The organism is Nocardiopsis alba DSM 43377, assembly GCF_000341225.1.
Classification (GTDB): domain Bacteria; phylum Actinomycetota; class Actinomycetes; order Streptosporangiales; family Streptosporangiaceae; genus Nocardiopsis; species Nocardiopsis alba.
The window spans coordinates 36,932-53,692 of the sequence record NZ_ANAC01000006.1 but is presented as its reverse complement, the minus strand read 5'-3'; the positions used below and the strand labels follow the sequence as shown (position 1 = coordinate 53,692).

The following is a 16,761-nucleotide window of genomic DNA, read 5'->3' as shown; positions in this document are numbered from 1 at the left end:
GTGCCGACACAGCACTGTACGCCGACCTCGATCACTACAACCGTGAGGTCGGCCCGGACATTCCAACCCTATCCGGATCACGGCGCGTTCGATCACTCGGGATGTCATCGAACAGAGCCGCCACGCGTGAGACGTCCCACCCGGTGGGTGTCTCCTCGTTCCGGGCCCGGAAGGCGCGTGACCACACCCTGCGACGTTCGGCGAGTTCGAAGCAACGCCGATCGTGGTGCAGGTAGGCACCGCGCCCCGGACGACGACCCCGGGTGTCGGGCGTGATGGCCGTGCCCTCGGCCACCAGCCGCACGAGGTCGGACTGGACTGCCCGTGACCGACAGCCCACGCACGTTCGCACGGGACGGTCACGACCGTCTTCGGCCACCATATCGTGTCGAGGCATGGGCGCGACCCGTTTAACCGGCCGAAGAGGCGTCGTCGACGTCCGCGGCGCCGGAGGCGTCCTCGTCCTCGGCCGACCGCTCGGGCTCGGCGTCGGAGCGGATGTCGATGCGCCAACCGGTGAGTCGCGCGGCGAGGCGGGCGTTCTGGCCCTCCTTGCCGATCGCCAGCGACTGCTGGTAGTCCGGGACCACGACACGGGCCACACGGGCGGCCATGTCGATGATCTCCACCGAGTTCACCCGCGCCGGGGAGAGCGCGTTCGCGACGAACACGGCGGGGTCCTCGGAGTGGTCGACGATGTCGATCTTCTCTCCGTGGAGCTCGGCCATGACGTTACGGACACGACTTCCCAACGGACCGATGCAGGCGCCCTTGGCGTTGACGCCGCCCCGGTTGGAACGGACCGCCATCTTGGTGCGGTGACCGGCCTCACGGGCGATCGCCGCGATCTCGACGGTGCCGTCGGCGATCTCGGGGACCTCCAGCTCGAAGAGCTTGCGCACCAGGTTGGGGTGGGTACGGGACAGGGTCACCGAGGGACCGCGGTGGCCCTTGCGCACCTGGACCACATAGGCGCGCAGACGCTCGCCGTGGACGTAGTCCTCGGTGGGCACCTGCTCCTGCGGGGGCAGGATCGCCTCGAGCTTGCCGAGGTCGACCAGAACGTTACGGGGATCCTTGCCCTGCTGGATGATCCCGGACACGATGTCGTGCTCGCGCCCGGCGAACTCGCCCAGGGTCAGCTCGTCCTCGGCGTCGCGCAGACGCTGGAGGATGACCTGCTTGGCGGTGGAGGTCGCGATACGTCCGAAGCCGTTGGGGGTGCCGTCGAACTCTCCGACGACGCCGCCCTCCTCGTCGGTCTCGGCGACCCATACGGTCACGTGGCCGGTGGAACGGTTCAGCTCCACACGTGCCTTCTTGTCGGGGCCCTCCTCGCGGTGGTAGGCGATCAGAAGGGCGTCCTCGATCGCCTTGGCGACCAGTTCGACGGCGATGTCCTTCTCGCGCTCAAGGCCGCGAAGGACGCTCATGTCAATATCCACGGGGCTCCCCCTCTAGTCCGCCGCGTCGGTATCGGCTTCTCGGCGGAATTCCACCTCGACCTTGGCCTTGGCGATCGTGTCGTAGGCCAGGACGCGGGTACGGCCCTTGACGTCGAGGGTCACCCCTTGGTCGTCGGACTCGATGACGCGTCCGGTGAGGTTCCCCCCTTCGACGAGGGAGACCTTCACCAGACGACCGCGTGAGCGTCGCCAGTGACGGGGCAGGGTCAGCGGGCGGTCCACCCCGGGAGAGGTGACCTCCAGGACGTAGGGCAGTTCGCCCATGACGTCGGAGGCGTCCAGGGCCTCGTTGACCTCCTGGCTGACCTCACCGACCGTGTCCAGGTCGACCCCCTTGTCGGAGTCCACGATCACGCGCAGCACACGGCGTTTACCGGCCGGTGTCAGCTCGACGGCCTCCAGGTCCAGTCCGGCCTCGGCCAGGACCGGTTCCAGCAGCTCGACGATGCGCTCGTTGCGCGCCTGCGCTCCCATGCGTGTCAGCCCCTCAAGACGGCGAAATCCCGCCCGCTCGGCCGTGAGCCGTTGAACGGGGCGGTCCAGCTCTGTACATAGATCTGCGACGAATCCGCTCCGCACCCCCGAGAGGGGATGCGAAAGCCCCGCACGTCGTTCGCGACGGCGGGTGTGCTGCAAGGGTATCCACTCCCGGGTGCCTTCCAGGTCGCCGCGCGCGGGCCAGGCGCGTCGATGGACGTGGTCCCCCTTCCGAAGTCGCGTCCCGACAAGGGGTGTCGCCACGGATCGTGTCCCTCCGACGTCGTGGAAAGATGGGATCGACCGCCGTCGACGGCGGGAGCCGTCGGTCCCGTCCGGGACACCGGGCAGGGGGAGGAGACCTCGTGGGCCAGTGGAACGTCAGCCGTCGCACGCTGCTGGGTGCCACGGTGGCCGGTGCGGCCGCGGTCGGCCTGGTCGGCTGCGGCGAGGTCGACTGGTACCCCTACGCGGAGACGCCCGACGTCGCCGTCCTGCGCTCCCTGATCAGGGAGAAGGAACGCATGATCGCGCGGTACGAACGCGCTCTGGCCGACGGCGCGGGCCCCTCTGAGCTCCTGGAGGGGTTCCTGGGTCATCACCTGGCCCATGTGGACGCCCTGCTCGACGCTCTGCCCGAGGACGTCGGCCCCTACGGCGACCCCGAGAAGGGCGACGGAGAGACCTCCGCCCCTCCCGAGGAGGACCCGGGTCCGACCCCGGACCGGGCCGGTCTACGTCTGTTGGAGGCCGCCGCCGCGTCCGCCCGTCTCGACCAGGCCGCCGCCGTCACCGACGCGGCCCTGGCCCAGTTGGTGAGCGGGATCGGCGCCTGTGAGGCCGCGCACGCCCACCTGATGGACCGGATCTGAGCGGTGCCACCACCCATCGGAAAGGCAAGGTAGTCGGGTGAGCGACAGCCCCAACCCCGAGGAGACCGGTTCCCCGGAACCTCGCGAGGGTTCCGACCCCTCCGCCGAGGCCCTGGCCGAGGCCGTGAGCGCCGAGCACGCCGCCGTGTACGGCTGTGAGTTCGTCGGTGGCGCCGCGGGCGACGAGGGACGCCGTGAGCGCGCCTCGGCCTTCGCCCGTCAGCACAAGGCGCTGCGCGACACCCTGCGCGACGCCGCGAGGGAGCGCGGCTGGGAGGCTCCCCCCGCGAAGGCCTCCTATCCGCTGCCCGAAGGACGCGGCGACGAGGAGATGGACGCCTTCGCCGCGGAGCTGGAGCGCAGGACCATGGAGGCCCACCTGTGGCTGTCCTCCTCCCCCGACACCGACCTGCGGATCACCGCGGCCCGCGCCCTCCAGGAGGCCACGGCGCGCTCCCTGGACTGGGGCGCCGAACTGGACGCCCTCCCCGGCTTCGAACGCCTCTAGAGCCGGCCCCGTACACACGCGAAGGGGGCCTTCGCCCCACGACGAAGACCCCCGGTCCGTCCCTCGCTCCTCTACTGGGAGCAGGCGGCGACGGTACGCTCCACGATCTCCTCGACCGGGACGTCGGAACGCTCTCCACTGGCCCGGTCGCGCAGCTCGACGAGGCCGTCCTTGAGTCCCCGGCCCACGATGACCGTGGTGGGGATGCCCAGCAGCTCGGCGTCGTTGAACTTCACGCCCGGGGCGGCCTTGCGGTCGTCGACGAGCACGCGCAGCCCGCGCGCCTCCAGCTCGCCGCCGATGCGCAGCGCCTCCTCGACCTCGCCGCCCTTGCCCGTGCCGACCACGTGCACGTCGGCGGGGGAGATCTCACGCGGCCAGACGATGCCCTTGTCGTCGTGGGACTGTTCGACGACCGAGGCCACCGCGCGGGAGACACCGATGCCGTAGGAGCCCATGGTGACGCGCTTGGGCTTGCCGTCGGGGCCCAGGGCGTCGAGCTGGAAGGCGTCGGCGTACTTGCGGCCGAGCTGGAAGATGTGGCCGATCTCGATGCCGCGGGCGGTGTAGAGGGTGCCCTTCCCGTCCGGGGAGGGGTCTCCGTCGCGCACCTCGGCGACGTCGATCGTGCCGTCCGGGGTGAAGTCGCGCCCGGCCACCAGGTCGACGACGTGGTGGTCGGCCTCGTCGGCGCCGGTCACCCAGGCGGTGCCGGTGACCACACGCGGGTCGACCAGGTAGCGGACCTTGTTGTCCTGGAGGGCCTTGGGGCCGATGTAGCCCTTGACCAGGAAGGGGTTGGCGGCGAAGTCGGCCTCGTCCACGATGGCGACCTCGGTCGGCTCCAGGGCCGCCTCCAGACGCTTGAAGTCGACCTCGCGGTCGCCGGGAAGGCCGATCGCCAGCAGCTCCCACTCCTCGGTCCCGGGCGCCCTCGTCTTGACCAGGACGTTCTTGAGGGTGTCGGCCTCGGTGAAGTCGCGGCCCAGGTCGGCCCCGTTGAGGAAGTCCACCAGGGTCTGGATCGTGGCCGTGTTCGGAGTGTGGTGCTTACGGGCCTCGGGCAGCCCCTCCACGGAGCGGGGCTCGGGCGCCGGCACCGTGACGGCCTCGACGTTGGCCGCGTAGTCGGAACCCGTGCTGCGCACGAAGGTGTCCTCGCCGGTCGGCGCGACGGCCAGGAACTCCTCGGAGGCCGACCCGCCCATGGCGCCGGAGGTCGCCGAGACGATGACGTACTCCAGGCCGAGCCGGTCGAAGATCCGGATGTAGGCGGCGCGGTGCTTGTCGTAGGACTCCTGGAGGCCCTCGTCGTCGATGTCGAACGAGTAGGCGTCCTTCATGTGGAACTCGCGGCCGCGCAGGATGCCGGCGCGGGGGCGGGCCTCGTCGCGGAACTTCTCCTGGATCTGGTACAGCACGACCGGGAAGTCCTTGTAGGACGAGTACTCGCCCTTGACGAGCAGGGTGAAGAGCTCCTCGTGCGTGGGACCCAACAGGTAGTCGGCGCCCTTGCGGTCCTTGAGCCGGAAGAGCGTGTCGCCGTACTCCTCCCAGCGACCGCTGGCCTCGTAGTACTCCTTGGGGAGCAGGGCCGGGAGCAGCACCTCCTGGCCGCCCATGGCGTTCATCTCCTCGCGGACGACGCGGGAGACGTTCTCCAGGACGATCTTGCCCAGGGGAAGCCAGGTGTAGACGCCGGGGGCGGCGCGGCGGACGTACCCGGCGCGCACGAGCAGCTTGTGGCTCGGCACCTCGGCGTCCGCCGGGTCCTCACGCAGGGTGCGCAGGAACAGGTTCGACATCCGCAGTAGCACGGCCACTCCTCGGTGAACGCGTCCGGAAGAGGCCGGACGCGGGATCGGAACATCTGGGGAGACCCAGGCTAGCGCCCTCGACGGGGGTCTCGCGCGCCGGTTTCGCAGCCGGTCCACAGCGCCTAACGTTGGGGGATCTCGAAAAGTGAGGCGGGGACATGGGCCGACGTGTGCGTGACAGGAGCGAGCCTGAGGAGGAGCTCTCCCCCGTGCCCGGGGTGGATCTACTCGCCGACGCCGACCGGCCGAACTCGTGGTTCCTGTTGGTGGAGGGGACACCTCAGTCGCACGTCGACCTGGCCGACCCCTCCTACCTGGACTTCTCGTACGTACGTCGGATCGCCCACGCCGCCGATCTGGTCGCTCCGGAGGGGGAACCGATCGAGGCCCTGCACCTGGGAGCGGGGGCGTTGACGGTCGCCCGGTACGTGGCGCACACCCGCCCCGGTTCGACCCAGCGGGCGGTGGACGTGGACGCCGCTTTGGTGGAGATGGTCCGCCGTCGGCTGCCGTGGGATCGGCGGGCGCGGTTGCGGGTCGGGATCGACGACGCCCGCACGTGGATCGGGGCCCGTCACGACGCCTGCGCGGACCTGATCGTGTCGGACGTGTTCTCGGGCGCGCGGACCCCGGCCCGGTTGACGTCGACGGAGTTCTACGCCGAGGCGGCGCGTGTGCTGCGTCCGGACGGTCTCCTGGTGATCAACGTCGGCGACGGTTACGCGTTGAAGCACACCCGCGCCCAGGTGGCCACGGTGCGTTCGGTGCTGCCGCACGCGGTGCTGACGGCGGAGCCGGGGATCCTGCGCGGCCGCCGGTTCGGCAACCTGGTGATCGTGGCCGGCCACCGACCGCTGCCCGAGGAGGAGCTCGGCCGCAGGGCGCACCGGGACACCGAGATGGCCCGCATGGTCGCGGGCGAGGACCTGGACCGCTTCGTCTCCGGCCACGCCCCGGTCCACGACGCCGACGCGGTCGACTCCCCCGAGCCCCCCGTCGACCTCTTCTGACCCCGACCGGATGTGGACGAGATCCACCGAAAGGCGCGATGGTCTTCTACCTTCGTCGGCATGCGTCTCCTTCCCCGCCCCCCGGGCTTCGGCCGAGAGCCCCTGGAAACGAGCGCCTCCGGTGACGAGAGCCCGCCCAGGCTGTGGCTGCACATCGCCGTGACCTGGGTCATGGCCGGCCTGTGCATCGGAGCGATCGTGGGAGGAACCCTGTGGTTCCTCGGCTTCCCCGAGATCCCCAGGCCGGAGGAGCTTTCGCTGCGCGCCTTCGAGGCGGTCCTGGTCCGGGCGTTCGCCGTCATGGCCGGCCTCAGCGGTATCGCGCTTCTGGTGATCGCCTATCACCGACAGCGCAATAACGACCTGGAGAATCTGAGGGCCCACCGGGCGGCGGAGCGCGACGGGGTCAAGCTGTTCAACGACCGCTTCACCTCCGCCTACACCGAGCTCGGCAACGAGCAGGCCACCGCACGTCTGGGCGCGGTGTACGCGTTGGCCCACCTGGCCGACGACGCCCCCGACCCGGGGTTGAGACAGACCTGTATCGACGTACTGTGCACCTATCTCCGTATGCCGCACGCGCCGCGGCCCGGAGACGACGTCGAACCGGGCTCACCCGAGTATCAGGAGTACGAGGCCTTCAGAGAGGTACGGCGCAGCATCGTCCGGGCGATCGGCGACCGACTGCGCGACGAGGACTCACCCTGGCACGGGCACCGTTTCGACTTCTCCGACGTGGTCTTCGACGGCGGGACCCTTCGTTCGGTCCATTTCCTGCGCGGAAAGTTCATCTTCAATCGGGCCGTGTTCGCCGAGGGCGACCTGGACCTGCGGTACTCGCGGGTGGTGGACGCGAACATGAACTTCCGCAACGCGCGGTTCACCGGTGGCACCGTCAACCTGCGTCATGTCCGTTTCGAGGGCGGGTTCACCGACTTCTACAAGGCCGGGTTCGAGGGCTCGGAGGTGCTGCTGCACGACGTGCGGATCGCGCCGAAGACGATCAACCTGACCGGTGTCCGTTTCGCCTCCGGCCGGGTGGAATTCGACTCCCACCGCGGGGAACCCGCCCTGGGGGACCCGCCGGACGGTCTGCTCGACGCGGTGGCCGCGGGAGAGCCCGGTGTGGTCCGTCTACCCGGGTCCTGGACGTCGACGTCCACGGAGAACGGGGCGTTCGACGATCCGGAGGAGACGCCCTCTCAGGGGGAACGGGCGGGACGAAAAATGACCGGAACCGGACAACCGCACCTTTCCGGTACCGAGAACCTCTAGCTTGGAACCAAGCGCGCCACTCCCCCAGCGCCCTCCGAGGACCAGAGAGGCCCCCTTCTCCCCTCGGAGGTTTCTCGGCCGCCCGGAACCGGCCCCCCGGTACCGGGCGGCCGACGCATGTCCGGCGTGTACCACGAAAGGAGTAGGCCCGGCGGTCGAGTGACCCCTCCAGGAGGACGGACGATCGGAGACCGGGGCCGTACCTTCGAAGTCGTGGCAGCACTACTCCGAGCCGTTCCCCGTCCCACCCGCGCCGACCTGTGGATCACGATCACCCTGCTGGTCCTGTCCGTGGGCAGCACCATCGGGATCGAGATCGTCGATCCGGTCCCCGACGACCTGCGGCCGTGGCCGTGGGGGTACGCCCTGATGCTGGCGGCCTGCCTGCCACTGCTGTTGCGCACCCCTCTGCCCCGTGTCGTGGGTCTGCTCTCGGTGACGGCGTCGACCGTCTACTACCCGCTGGGGTTCCCCGACGGCCTGGTGATGCTGTGCACGGCCGTCATGCTCTACACCCTCGTCAGGCGCGGCCACCGGGTCTTCGGCTGGTCGCTGGGCATCGGCCAGTTCGTCTCGGTCAACGCCTACGAGTACCTCGCTCTGGGCTCGGTCCGCCCGGAGGCGATCGGGGTCGTGGGCTGGGTCCTGGTGCTGTTGTGCGCGGGCGAGGTCGTCCGGTGGCGGGCCGAGTACCAGCAGGCCGATCGGGAACGCGAGGAGGAGGCGGCCCGAGGCCGGGAGGAGGAACTCCTGCGCAGGGCGTCGGACGAACGTCTGCGGTTGGCCCGCGACGTGCACGACACCGTCGCCCACAACATCTCGCTGATCAACGTGCAGGCCGGGACCGCGCTCTACCTCATGGAGAAGGAACCGGAGCGGGCCGCGCAGGCGCTGAGCACCATCAAGCGGACCAGCAAGGAGACGCTCGTCGAACTGCGCGCCATCCTGGGGGTGCTGCGGGCGGTGGACGAGTCGGCTCCGCGATCCCCCGCCCCGGGACTGGACCGGGTCGACGCGTTGGTGGAGGGCACCCGGGACGCCGGAGTGGAGGTGGACCTGGAGATGGTCGGCGCCGAACGTCGGCTGCCCCGGGGGGTCGAGGGCGTGGCCTATCGGGCCCTCCAGGAGGCGCTCACCAACGTGGTGCGCCATTCGGGGGCCTCCCGGGCGAGGGTCCGGATCGTCCACGAGCCCTCGTGGACGACGGTGGAGGTCTCCGACGACGGTCGGGGGACGGTGGGTCCCCCCGCGGCCGGCAACGGGATCACCGGCATGCGCGAGCGGGCCGCTCTCGTGGGCGGCGAGGTGGACGTCGGACCGGCCGAGGGGGGAGGATTCCGCGTAGTGGTGCGGCTGCCGGTGGACGGCGGTCCCGACCGAGGAGAGGACAGACGTTGATCCGGGTACTGCTCGCCGACGACCAGGCACTGGTGCGTGCCGGGTTCGGTGCCCTGCTGAACAGCGAGCCCGACATCGAGGTCGTCGCCGAGGCGGGCGACGGTGACGAGGCGATCCGCCTCGCCCGTTCCACCCGCCCCGACGTGGTCCTGATGGACATCCGGATGCCGGGGACGGACGGACTGACCGCCACCGGTCGGATCCTCGCCGACCCGGCGCTGGAACGGACGCGGATCGTCATCCTCACCACCTTCGACCTGGACGAGTACATCTTCGAGGCCCTGCGCTCCGGGGCCAGTGGCTTCCTGGTCAAGGACACCGAACCCCGCGATCTGTTGCAGGCGGTCCGTGTGGTCCACGCGGGCGAGGCGCTGCTCTCCCCCGGGATCACGCGCAGGCTGATCGCCGACTTCGTCAAGAGACCGAACCGTTCTCCCGGCCCCTCTCCTCGGCTCAACGGTCTCACCGACCGGGAACGGGAGGTGCTGTCCCTGGTCGGCCGCGGGCTGTCCAACGAGGAGATCGCGGGGGAGCTGGTCCTGAGCCCGGCCACGGCGAAGACCCACGTCAGCCGGGCGATGGTCAAACTCGGGGTCCGCGACCGGGCGCAACTGGTGGTGCTGGCCTACGAGACCGGTCTGGTCACCCCCGGCCGGGCCGACCCCGGGTGACCCCTCGGGGGGACCCTGAGACCGGACGGGGTCGTCCCGTACACCCGAAGGCGTAGTCGGTCGTCCCGGGTGGACTCCCGGAGGACGATGCGCGCGGCCCGACCCTCGGCGGATGCTGTCTCGCGTCCCCACCTCCGAGAGTCGAAGGCGCCGACCGTGTTGCTCGAAGATCCTCTGGCCTTGGCCCGCCTCCAGTTCGCGTTCACCGCGGCCACCCACTACATGTTCGTGGCCTTGACCCTCGGCCTGGCCCCCTACATCCTGTTCACCCAGTTCGTGGCGGCTCTGCGCGGTGATCGTTCCCGCATGCTCTCGGTCCGTTTCTGGGGCGGCCTCTACCTGGTCAACTACGGCATGGGCGTCCTCTCCGGCCTGGTGATGGAGCTGCAACTGGCGTTGAACTGGAGCGGAATCCAGGAGACGTTCGGCTACACCTTCGCGGCCCCGCTGGCCATCGAGACGATGACGGCGTTCTTCGTCGAGTCGACCTTCCTGGGTCTGTGGATCTTCGGCTGGGACCGGATGGGCCGCTGGGCGCACCTGTTCTGCTTCCTGGTGGTCTCCCTCACCGCCTACGGTTCCGCCTGGTGGGTCCTGGTCTCCAACGGTTTCCTGCGTCACCCGGTCGGCTTCGAGATGGTGGACGGCGTCGCCCACCTGAGCGACCCGATGGCCCTGGTGACCAATCCGGCCGCGGTTTTCGCCTTCCTCCACGTGGTCACCGGCGCGATGACGGTCGGCGCCCTGGTGGTGGCCGCGGTCAGCGCCTATCACCTGCGCCGGGGGCAGGACGAACACGGGATCTTCCGGCGCGGAATCCGCTACTCGGCGATCATGATGTGCGTGATGCCGATGCTCGTGGTGGGTTTCGGTGGAGCCCAGTTCCAGATCTTCGGCCAGGATCCGCCCACCAGCGGGCTGACCTACACGGCCGAGGAGATCGCGACGATCGAGGCGTCGGGGGGTGGTGGTCTCGTGGCCGTGGCCAACCTGACCGGTGACGTCGTCATGATGACCTCTTGGGCGGTGATGTTCTTCCTCGGGCCGCTGATACCGCTGTTCCTGCCGCTGCTCTCCGCTCGACGCGGCCGGTGGGGGCGTCGTCTGGGGCTCGCGCCCGGTCCGGAGTTGTTCTCCCGTCCGCCGGCCCGATGGATCCGGTGGGCGCTGGCGCCCCTGCTCGTCTCCCCCGCCCTGCCCTACCTGGCGAGTATCGGCGGCTGGGTCTACCGGGAGACCAACCGTCAGCCCTGGGTGGTGGTGCACCACCTGACGACGGCCGACGCGATGACCCCTATGTCGCCCGCCGCCGCTCTGGCCTCGTTCACGTTCTTCACCCTCGCGTTCACCGTCCTGGCCGTGGTGACGTACACGCTCCTGTTCCGCTATGCCCGGCGCGGCCCCGAAGGGGGTCCCCTCGCCGAGCGACGCGCGGACGCCGACCCCGGGGCGGACGAGCCCGCCGCACCCGTCCACACGTTCTGAGACCTCCGGGAGACAGCCATGGACCTTCTCTCCGTACCCTCGCCCTCCGCCCTGCTCCTCGCCCTGTTCGTCGTGGGCTACCTGGTGCTGGCCGGGGCCGACGTGGGGCTGGGCATGCTCATGCCCCACGTGGCGCGCTCCCCCGATCAAAGACGCCGGGTGGTGGCGTCGATCGCCCCCTACTTCCTCGCCTCCGAGGTCTGGCTCGTCGCCGCGGTCGGGGTGATGGCCGGGATGTTCCCCGAGCTGGAACACCTGGTGGTGGCCCGGTTGTGGCCGGTCCTGGTCGTACTCCTGGCCGGGTGGCTGCTGCGCGACGCGGGCCTGTGGTTCCGTGCCCGGGTGGACACGCCTCGATGGCGCGGGCTCTGTGACACGGCGATCGTGGCCGGGAGTTGGACCCTGGCCGTGTCATGGGGGCTGGCGGTGGCCGGGCTCCTGACGGACGGGCTGTCGCCGTCCCCGTTCCCGGTGCTGTGCACGATCACGGTCGTCTGTCTGTTCGCGTTGCGCGGCGCGGCCTTCGGCGCCGAACGACTGGTGGGACCCTTCGAGGCGGAGAGCGCGGACGTGGCCGCGCGGGCGACCCGGTCTCTCGCCCGTTTCGCCTTGGGCGCGACGATCGCCACCGTGCTCGCGGCGCCGTGGAGCGGCGGCCCCTCCCCGACGAGTCTCGGGGCGGCCGTGACCTTGGCGGTGGTGTTGGCCGCGGCCCTGGCCCTGACCTCTGGCCTGACCGGGCCGATGTTCTCCCGGCACACGTCGGCGTTGGCCATCGCGATTCCCGGCCTACTGGTGGCGTCGACCGCGGGTCTGCCCACGTCCGGGCTCCCGGGCACGACGGCGGTGTTCGTGTGGTCGATGCTCCTGCCCGTGGTTCCGGTCATGCTCTTGGGGCAGGTCTGGTTGTACCGAATGACACGCCGACCGGCCACGGGAGCGACCTTCTTCGCCTGAGTCCGAAGCGGGGACAGCGCAGTTCAACCGGGCGATGGACGGTGCGCGCCCCGTCCATCGACGGGCGCGCCCCCGCATCGCGTCGACCGTCGCGGGTTGGCGGCGGAGGGTAGTGGGCACTCCATGTCTCGGAACAGGCCCCGTATCCCCGGGAGTGTCCCGGGTGCGACGGTGCGGGCGCCAAGACGAGCCCTGAGGAGGGACCGTGATCCACCCCCTGATGACTTCCCCGAGCCTGAGTTCCTGTAGCTGCGGGTCCGGCTGCTCCTGCGGTTGCCAGAGCGGCGGAAGCTGTAGCTGTGGCGGAAGCTGCTGATCCTTCCGACCGGGGCCGCCCCCGCCCCTCTGGGGGCGGCCTTCCCTGGTCGAGCTCGTCCGGCTTGGAGTCGGACGTCCCCATCAGGGCCCACACCTCCGGCATCGCGACAATGCGCAACGATATGTGTACTCTATGTCACAGTGCTTGCCCATGAGGGAAGCCGCTGCGTACCCACCTGCTGGGGGGAGATCAGCGATGTCGCCGTTCACGAGGCCGGCGGGCCGGAGAGGACGCCTCTCCGAACACGCGCGACTACTCGAATGCGTGCAGGGGATCCTCGAACGATCCGACCGCGCGGTGCCCTGGGAGCCGGATACCGTCGGATTACCCGACGCCCGCTCCGACAGTGCCCTGGCCCGGATCAACGACGTGGCCTTCTACGCCAACGCCCGCGACGAGGTCGCCGCGTTGGCCGGGGTCTGCGTGGACCTACTGCGACTGCACGGTCCCGCCGAGAACGACGAGGACCGCTGTCGGAACTGTCATCTGGACTGGCCCTGCCCGACCTTCGGAGAGATCTCCCGCCTTCTGCGCTGAACCAGCCCCCCGGACACGGACGCCGCCCGCCGGGGCCGGGGCGCGATCCGATCTCGACGGGCGGCGGTCCTGCGCGTGTCTGCCTCCGGCACCCCACGACCGAACTGTCGGGTGCCCTCACCGGACGAGGCGCACCCCGAGGCTAATACTGGAACCCGTTCTACCGCAATACCCGAATCAGGTTCGGAACAAGCGAGAAGCCCGGGGGAACGGACCCGCCGGGCTTTCTGGAACAGGATCCACCTCACCGCCGGTCGATGTCGGGGATCTCCAACTGGAGGGCGGACCGCTCGGCGAGCAGCGGTCGAACGACCGCGAGCGCGGCCTGGTGGTCGGGATGGTCCCGGTAGACGGCGTATCCGGCCGCGTCGGCGACGTCGGCCACCACCGCGAAGTCGAAATTACCCTCGGACAACCCCTCGTCCGGGCCGAAGGAGTAGTCGATGAGCTCGGGGATCGCCTCGGGCAGCGCCCCCAGCGCCTCGCCGACCCGGGAGATCTGCTCGGCCGTGGTGCCCTCGCGCCAGCGGAACAGTGCGATGTGTCGAAGTGCCATACCGCCGAACCTATCCGGCCCGGCGCCTCACGGACGTCGGGCCCAGGGGCGGGGGACAGCCCCTGGGACCGACCTCGGGATCGGCGCGGCGACCCGTGCCCCTCCAACGGTGAAGGGCCCTCCCCATGGACAGCGGGGCGCGCCGTACACCTCTGACATTAACGAATTGGCGGTAACGCGAACACCCCCTTCGGATAACCGGAACGTCTCGATTCATCCGGAGGAAACCGATCGGACCGGCACTGACCTGGGGTGTGACCCCGCCTTTGCGGCCTGACCGGCCACATCCACCGGACACGGGCCCCGCAGAACGGCTCACCCGAAAATCGGCGAAACAGAAAAAGCCCCCGCCGGAAAAACATAAGCCACTACCCTCGGCAACCTTCGGGGGAAAGGTTGCGGGGGGTTGCATTCCGGCGGAGGCCGGAGAGAACGACCTGTGTGCTCGAAGGTCGAGGTCAACTGACCCTGGTGGCCAGTAGATACGCTCCCGGCGAATCGGCGTCCACTATTTCAGTGACCCGCCACGCCTGACCTCCGATGCTGAAGACATCGCCCACACGAACGTCGATCATGGGCGTGGGTCGCCACTCCTTCGGACCACCGATCTTGGCCACCGGGCGGCCGTCGTCGTCGATCCAGAAACTGCCACCACCGACGGGACCGCCGGCGAAGCGGTCGTTGCGCCCGTAACTGATCTTCTCCTGCGCACCGATCTCGTGAACCAACGTGGATTCAGTCCCAACCGTCTCGGATCCATTGAAAACGCATCCATATTAACCCTCTCCCCACCATTACATGGGCAAGGGAGGACCTGGTTCAGCGTTTCATCAGAATAGACGACAAAAGTAATGCGCGGGCTAGGACTTTAGTCCTGACCCGCGCGAGCGAGAACGCAGGGAATGGCTCAGCCGCCGTTACTCGAACCCCGGTCGCCCTTGAGACGGCCCACCAGGGTCTCCAGCGCGGAGCTGAAGGGGTGGTCGTGGACCATGTAGGTCCACGTCATCGAAGGCCGTTTCACCCCGACCGAGCTCACGTCGAGCTCCCCGTCGACGACCTCCAGTTCGGCGAAGCTCTCGGCGGCCCGTGCGCGCGCCTGGTCGAGGAAGCCCTTGAAGACCGGGACCGCCTCGCGGTTGAACTCGTCCAGCGGGTCACGGCGCCCCAGGTACCGCAGGTGGATGCCCTCCCGCAGCTCCGACAGGAACGCGTTGTGGTCGGTCCAGCCCCGGTCCAGGTGGTAGAGCGTGATCAGCCGGGCCGCCGCGGCGACGCGTTCGGCGTCCAGCTCCTCGACCAGTTCCTCGTGCCGTTCCTTGCGGTCGAGCTTGACGTGCCGATCCCCCTGGTCACCGGTGAGGACCAGTTCGCGGTGTTCCAGGACCACCTCGCGCTGCACGTCGATGAGCTTGTTGTAACGCCAGGTGTTGCGGTGGACCTCCAGCAGGCGTCCCTCGGAGACCCGCTGCGCGTGGTCGACCACCGCCAGCCAGGCCTCGTCGGTGATCTCGCCCAGGGCCGTGGTCGTGTAGCCGGTGGTCTCCGACGCGTGCTCGACCAGCAGGTCGTCGTCCATGCTGACGAAGAAGATGGAGTCGCCGGGGTCTCCCTGACGTCCGGCGCGCCCGCGGAGCTGTCCGTCCAGACGGCTGCTGGGGTAGCGGCCGAAGCCCATCACGAACAGACCGCCGGCCTCGACCACCCGGTCGCGGTCGGACATGTCGCTGCCACCGAGCCGGATGTCGGTTCCGCGACCGGCCATCTGGGTGGAGACGGTGACCGCGCCGTAGGTGCCCGCCTCGGCGATGATGGAGGCCTCGTCGGCGTCGTTCTTGGCGTTGAGGACGACGCACTCCAGCCCCGCCTCGCGCAGCCGGTCGGCCAGGAGCTCGGACTCGGCGACGTCCTGTGTGCCGATGAGGATGGGGCGGCCGCTCTTGTGGACCTCCTCCGCCCGCGCGATGAGGGCGTCCTCCTTCTCCTCGCGCGTGGCGTACAGCCGGGTCCCGTGGTCCTCACGGATGTTCGGCTTGTTGGAGGGGACGACCGCCACCTCCAGCTCGTAGAACTCGCGCAGCTGCTCGGCGACCGACATGGCGGTACCGGTCATACCGGCGAGCGTCGGGTAGCGCATGACCAGGGCCTGGACGGTGATGGAGTCCAGGATCTCGCCGGTCTCGCTGATCGCCACCTTCTCCTTGGCCTCGACGGCGGCCTGAAGACCGTCCGGCCAGCGCTGGAGCAGGGCGATCCGGCCGCGCGACTCGTTGATGATGCGCACCTCGCCGTCGCGCACCACGTAGTGGACGTCGCGCTGGAGCAGCACCTGGGCGTGCAGGGCGAGGTTGACCTGGGGCAGGAGGGAGGAGTCGTCCTCCGCGTACAGGTCGACACCGCCGAGGGCCTTCTCCACGGCGTCGATACCGGCGTCGGTGAGCTGGACGTTGCGACCCTCGCCGTCGACCTCGTAGTGCAGACGCGGCTTGAGGTCGCGCACCACGTCGGCCATCTCGATGTCGGCGGGGACGCTCTCGGCGGCCCCGGCCAGGACCAGGGGCACGCGCGCCTCGTCGACGAGCACGGAGTCCGCCTCGTCGATGATGGCGACGTGGGGTTCGGGGACCACGCGGTCGTCGGCGTCGGTGACCATACGGTCGCGCAGGACGTCGAAACCGAGTTCGCTGACGGCCGCGTAGGTGACGTCGCGACCGTAGGCGCTCTTGCGCTCCTCGGTGTCGGAGTCCTCGTTGATCCAGCCGACGGTGACGCCGAGCATGCCGTAGAGCGGTCGCATCCAGTCGGCGTCGCGTCGGGCGAGGTAGTCGTTGACGCTGAGCACGTGCACACGCTTGCCCCGCAGGGCGAAACCGGCCGCGGCCAGGGCACCGGCGAGCGTCTTGCCCTCACCGGTGGCCATCTCGGTCACGTGGCCGTCGAGCAACGCCATGACTCCGAGGAGTTGGACGTCGAACGGCCGCTCGCCGAGCGTGCGGCGCGCGGCCTCACGGCCCACGGCGCACAGGTCGACGAGGTCGGCCGGAGAGTAGGGGAGCTCGGCGTAGCCGAGTTGGATGGCCTTCTCCTTCAGCTCGGCATCGCCGAGTTCACGCAGGCCCTCCTCTTCGGCCTCGATCGCCGGCAGGAGCTTGGTATAGGGCCGCAGGTCCACCGCACCGGGCTTGCCCAGTAGGCGGCGGACGCTTTCCGCCATTCGTCCGAACACCACGCCAGGGTAACGCCGGGCACAAGCGATTGGTTCCCCTCGGGCCGTCCTTTGTCCGCACGACAGGCACAGAACAACCCAAAAGGAACAATCAGCTTCATAAGTGATGCGACGTGTCCCGAGAACGTCGGAGGGGAGGAGGGCCACGCCAGGAGGGTCCGTGAAGAACGGTGGCGGGCGCGGGAGG

The 16,761-nt window shown here is 69.6% G+C and carries 16 protein-coding genes; 9 read left to right on the top strand and 7 right to left on the bottom strand.

Annotated elements, in window-relative coordinates:
* Positions 1-34: 34 nt before the first annotated feature.
* Genes D451_RS27220 through rimP form a run of 3 tightly spaced genes read right to left on the bottom strand, consistent with a single transcriptional unit; the run spans position 35 to position 1,940 of the window.
* The gene (locus D451_RS27220; RefSeq protein ID WP_081536461.1) at positions 35-382 is read right to left on the bottom strand and encodes a YlxR family protein; all 348 of its coding nucleotides are present in this window, start codon (positions 380-382) and stop codon (positions 35-37) included.
* Between the two features lie 28 nt (positions 383-410).
* Entirely contained in the window at positions 411-1,433 is a 1,023-nt protein-coding gene (nusA, locus tag D451_RS0105070; protein ID WP_026124843.1) for a transcription termination factor NusA, read from the bottom strand.
* 24 nt (positions 1,434-1,457) lie between these two features.
* On the bottom strand, positions 1,458-1,940 hold the full coding sequence (gene rimP / locus D451_RS0105065) for a ribosome maturation factor RimP (RefSeq protein WP_014912698.1): 483 nt from the start codon (positions 1,938-1,940) through the stop codon (positions 1,458-1,460).
* 368 nt (positions 1,941-2,308) lie between these two features.
* On the opposite strand from rimP, the gene D451_RS0105060 reads away from it, so the two are divergent.
* Together D451_RS0105060 and D451_RS0105055 are read left to right on the top strand one after the other, a co-directional pair.
* Positions 2,309-2,815 carry a hypothetical protein gene (locus D451_RS0105060; protein ID WP_017533634.1) on the top strand — a complete coding sequence of 169 codons (507 nt, stop codon included), beginning with the start codon at positions 2,309-2,311 and terminating at the stop codon, positions 2,813-2,815.
* A gap of 37 nt (positions 2,816-2,852) precedes the next feature.
* Positions 2,853-3,323, top strand: a complete 471-nt coding sequence (locus D451_RS0105055) for a ferritin-like domain-containing protein (protein ID WP_017533633.1) — start codon at positions 2,853-2,855, stop codon at positions 3,321-3,323.
* A gap of 71 nt (positions 3,324-3,394) precedes the next feature.
* Here the strand turns inward: D451_RS0105055 and D451_RS0105050 are convergent, their stop codons facing one another.
* A complete protein-coding gene (locus D451_RS0105050) occupies positions 3,395-5,128 on the bottom strand; it encodes a proline--tRNA ligase (RefSeq protein WP_026124842.1) in 1,734 nt (577 codons plus the stop codon).
* A gap of 170 nt (positions 5,129-5,298) precedes the next feature.
* Between D451_RS0105050 and D451_RS0105045 the strand changes: the two genes are divergently transcribed.
* The 7 genes from D451_RS0105045 (at position 5,299) to D451_RS0105015 (ending at position 12,792) form a co-directional block, all read left to right on the top strand.
* Positions 5,299-6,150, top strand: coding sequence for a spermidine synthase (locus D451_RS0105045; RefSeq protein ID WP_017533631.1), 852 nt, complete (start codon positions 5,299-5,301; stop codon positions 6,148-6,150).
* A 60-nt stretch (positions 6,151-6,210) separates the two neighbouring features.
* A complete protein-coding gene (locus tag D451_RS0105040; protein ID WP_017533630.1) occupies positions 6,211-7,425 on the top strand; it encodes a hypothetical protein in 1,215 nt (404 codons plus the stop codon).
* A gap of 213 nt (positions 7,426-7,638) precedes the next feature.
* Positions 7,639-8,823 (top strand): sensor histidine kinase, encoded by a 1,185-nt coding sequence (locus tag D451_RS0105035; protein ID WP_026124840.1) that lies wholly within the window; start codon positions 7,639-7,641, stop codon positions 8,821-8,823.
* A complete protein-coding gene (locus D451_RS0105030) occupies positions 8,820-9,494 on the top strand; it encodes a response regulator (protein WP_017533628.1) in 675 nt (224 codons plus the stop codon). The genes D451_RS0105035 and D451_RS0105030 overlap by 4 nt, the downstream gene beginning before the upstream one ends.
* Positions 9,495-9,653: 159 nt before the next feature.
* On the top strand, positions 9,654-10,979 hold the full coding sequence (locus D451_RS0105025; RefSeq protein WP_026124839.1) for a cytochrome ubiquinol oxidase subunit I: 1,326 nt from the start codon (positions 9,654-9,656) through the stop codon (positions 10,977-10,979).
* A gap of 18 nt (positions 10,980-10,997) precedes the next feature.
* On the top strand, positions 10,998-11,936 hold the full coding sequence (locus tag D451_RS0105020; RefSeq protein WP_017533626.1) for a cytochrome d ubiquinol oxidase subunit II: 939 nt from the start codon (positions 10,998-11,000) through the stop codon (positions 11,934-11,936).
* A 514-nt stretch (positions 11,937-12,450) separates the two neighbouring features.
* Entirely contained in the window at positions 12,451-12,792 is a 342-nt protein-coding gene (locus D451_RS0105015) for a hypothetical protein (RefSeq protein WP_014908370.1), read from the top strand.
* Positions 12,793-13,036: 244 nt separating this feature from the next.
* Here the strand turns inward: D451_RS0105015 and D451_RS0105010 are convergent, their stop codons facing one another.
* From D451_RS0105010 to secA2, 3 genes are all read right to left on the bottom strand, one after another.
* Positions 13,037-13,348, bottom strand: coding sequence for a Dabb family protein (locus D451_RS0105010; RefSeq protein WP_014912731.1), 312 nt, complete (start codon positions 13,346-13,348; stop codon positions 13,037-13,039).
* A gap of 458 nt (positions 13,349-13,806) precedes the next feature.
* Entirely contained in the window at positions 13,807-14,076 is a 270-nt protein-coding gene (locus D451_RS0105005) for a DUF6406 domain-containing protein (RefSeq protein ID WP_014911062.1), read from the bottom strand.
* A 179-nt stretch (positions 14,077-14,255) separates the two neighbouring features.
* Positions 14,256-16,562 carry an accessory Sec system translocase SecA2 gene (gene secA2 / locus D451_RS0105000; RefSeq protein WP_020379935.1) on the bottom strand — a complete coding sequence of 769 codons (2,307 nt, stop codon included), beginning with the start codon at positions 16,560-16,562 and terminating at the stop codon, positions 14,256-14,258.
* Between the last annotated feature and the right edge of the window lie 199 nt (positions 16,563-16,761).

What these genes read in the sequence shown, in the direction of transcription:
- D451_RS0105050 (WP_026124842.1), bottom strand. Translation starts at nt 5,128, where the DNA reads ATGTCGAACCTGTTCCTGCGCACCCTGCGTGAGGACCCGGCGGACGCC.
- D451_RS27220 (WP_081536461.1), bottom strand. Translation starts at nt 382, where the DNA reads ATGGTGGCCGAAGACGGTCGTGACCGTCCCGTGCGAACGTGCGTGGGC.
- secA2 (WP_020379935.1), bottom strand. Translation starts at nt 16,562, where the DNA reads ATGGCGGAAAGCGTCCGCCGCCTACTGGGCAAGCCCGGTGCGGTGGAC.
- D451_RS0105015 (WP_014908370.1), top strand. Translation starts at nt 12,451, where the DNA reads ATGTCGCCGTTCACGAGGCCGGCGGGCCGGAGAGGACGCCTCTCCGAA.
- rimP (WP_014912698.1), bottom strand. Translation starts at nt 1,940, where the DNA reads ATGGGAGCGCAGGCGCGCAACGAGCGCATCGTCGAGCTGCTGGAACCG.
- D451_RS0105010 (WP_014912731.1), bottom strand. Translation starts at nt 13,348, where the DNA reads ATGGCACTTCGACACATCGCACTGTTCCGCTGGCGCGAGGGCACCACG.
- D451_RS0105045 (WP_017533631.1), top strand. Translation starts at nt 5,299, where the DNA reads ATGGGCCGACGTGTGCGTGACAGGAGCGAGCCTGAGGAGGAGCTCTCC.
- D451_RS0105040 (WP_017533630.1), top strand. Translation starts at nt 6,211, where the DNA reads ATGCGTCTCCTTCCCCGCCCCCCGGGCTTCGGCCGAGAGCCCCTGGAA.
- D451_RS0105020 (WP_017533626.1), top strand. Translation starts at nt 10,998, where the DNA reads ATGGACCTTCTCTCCGTACCCTCGCCCTCCGCCCTGCTCCTCGCCCTG.
- nusA (WP_026124843.1), bottom strand. Translation starts at nt 1,433, where the DNA reads ATGAGCGTCCTTCGCGGCCTTGAGCGCGAGAAGGACATCGCCGTCGAA.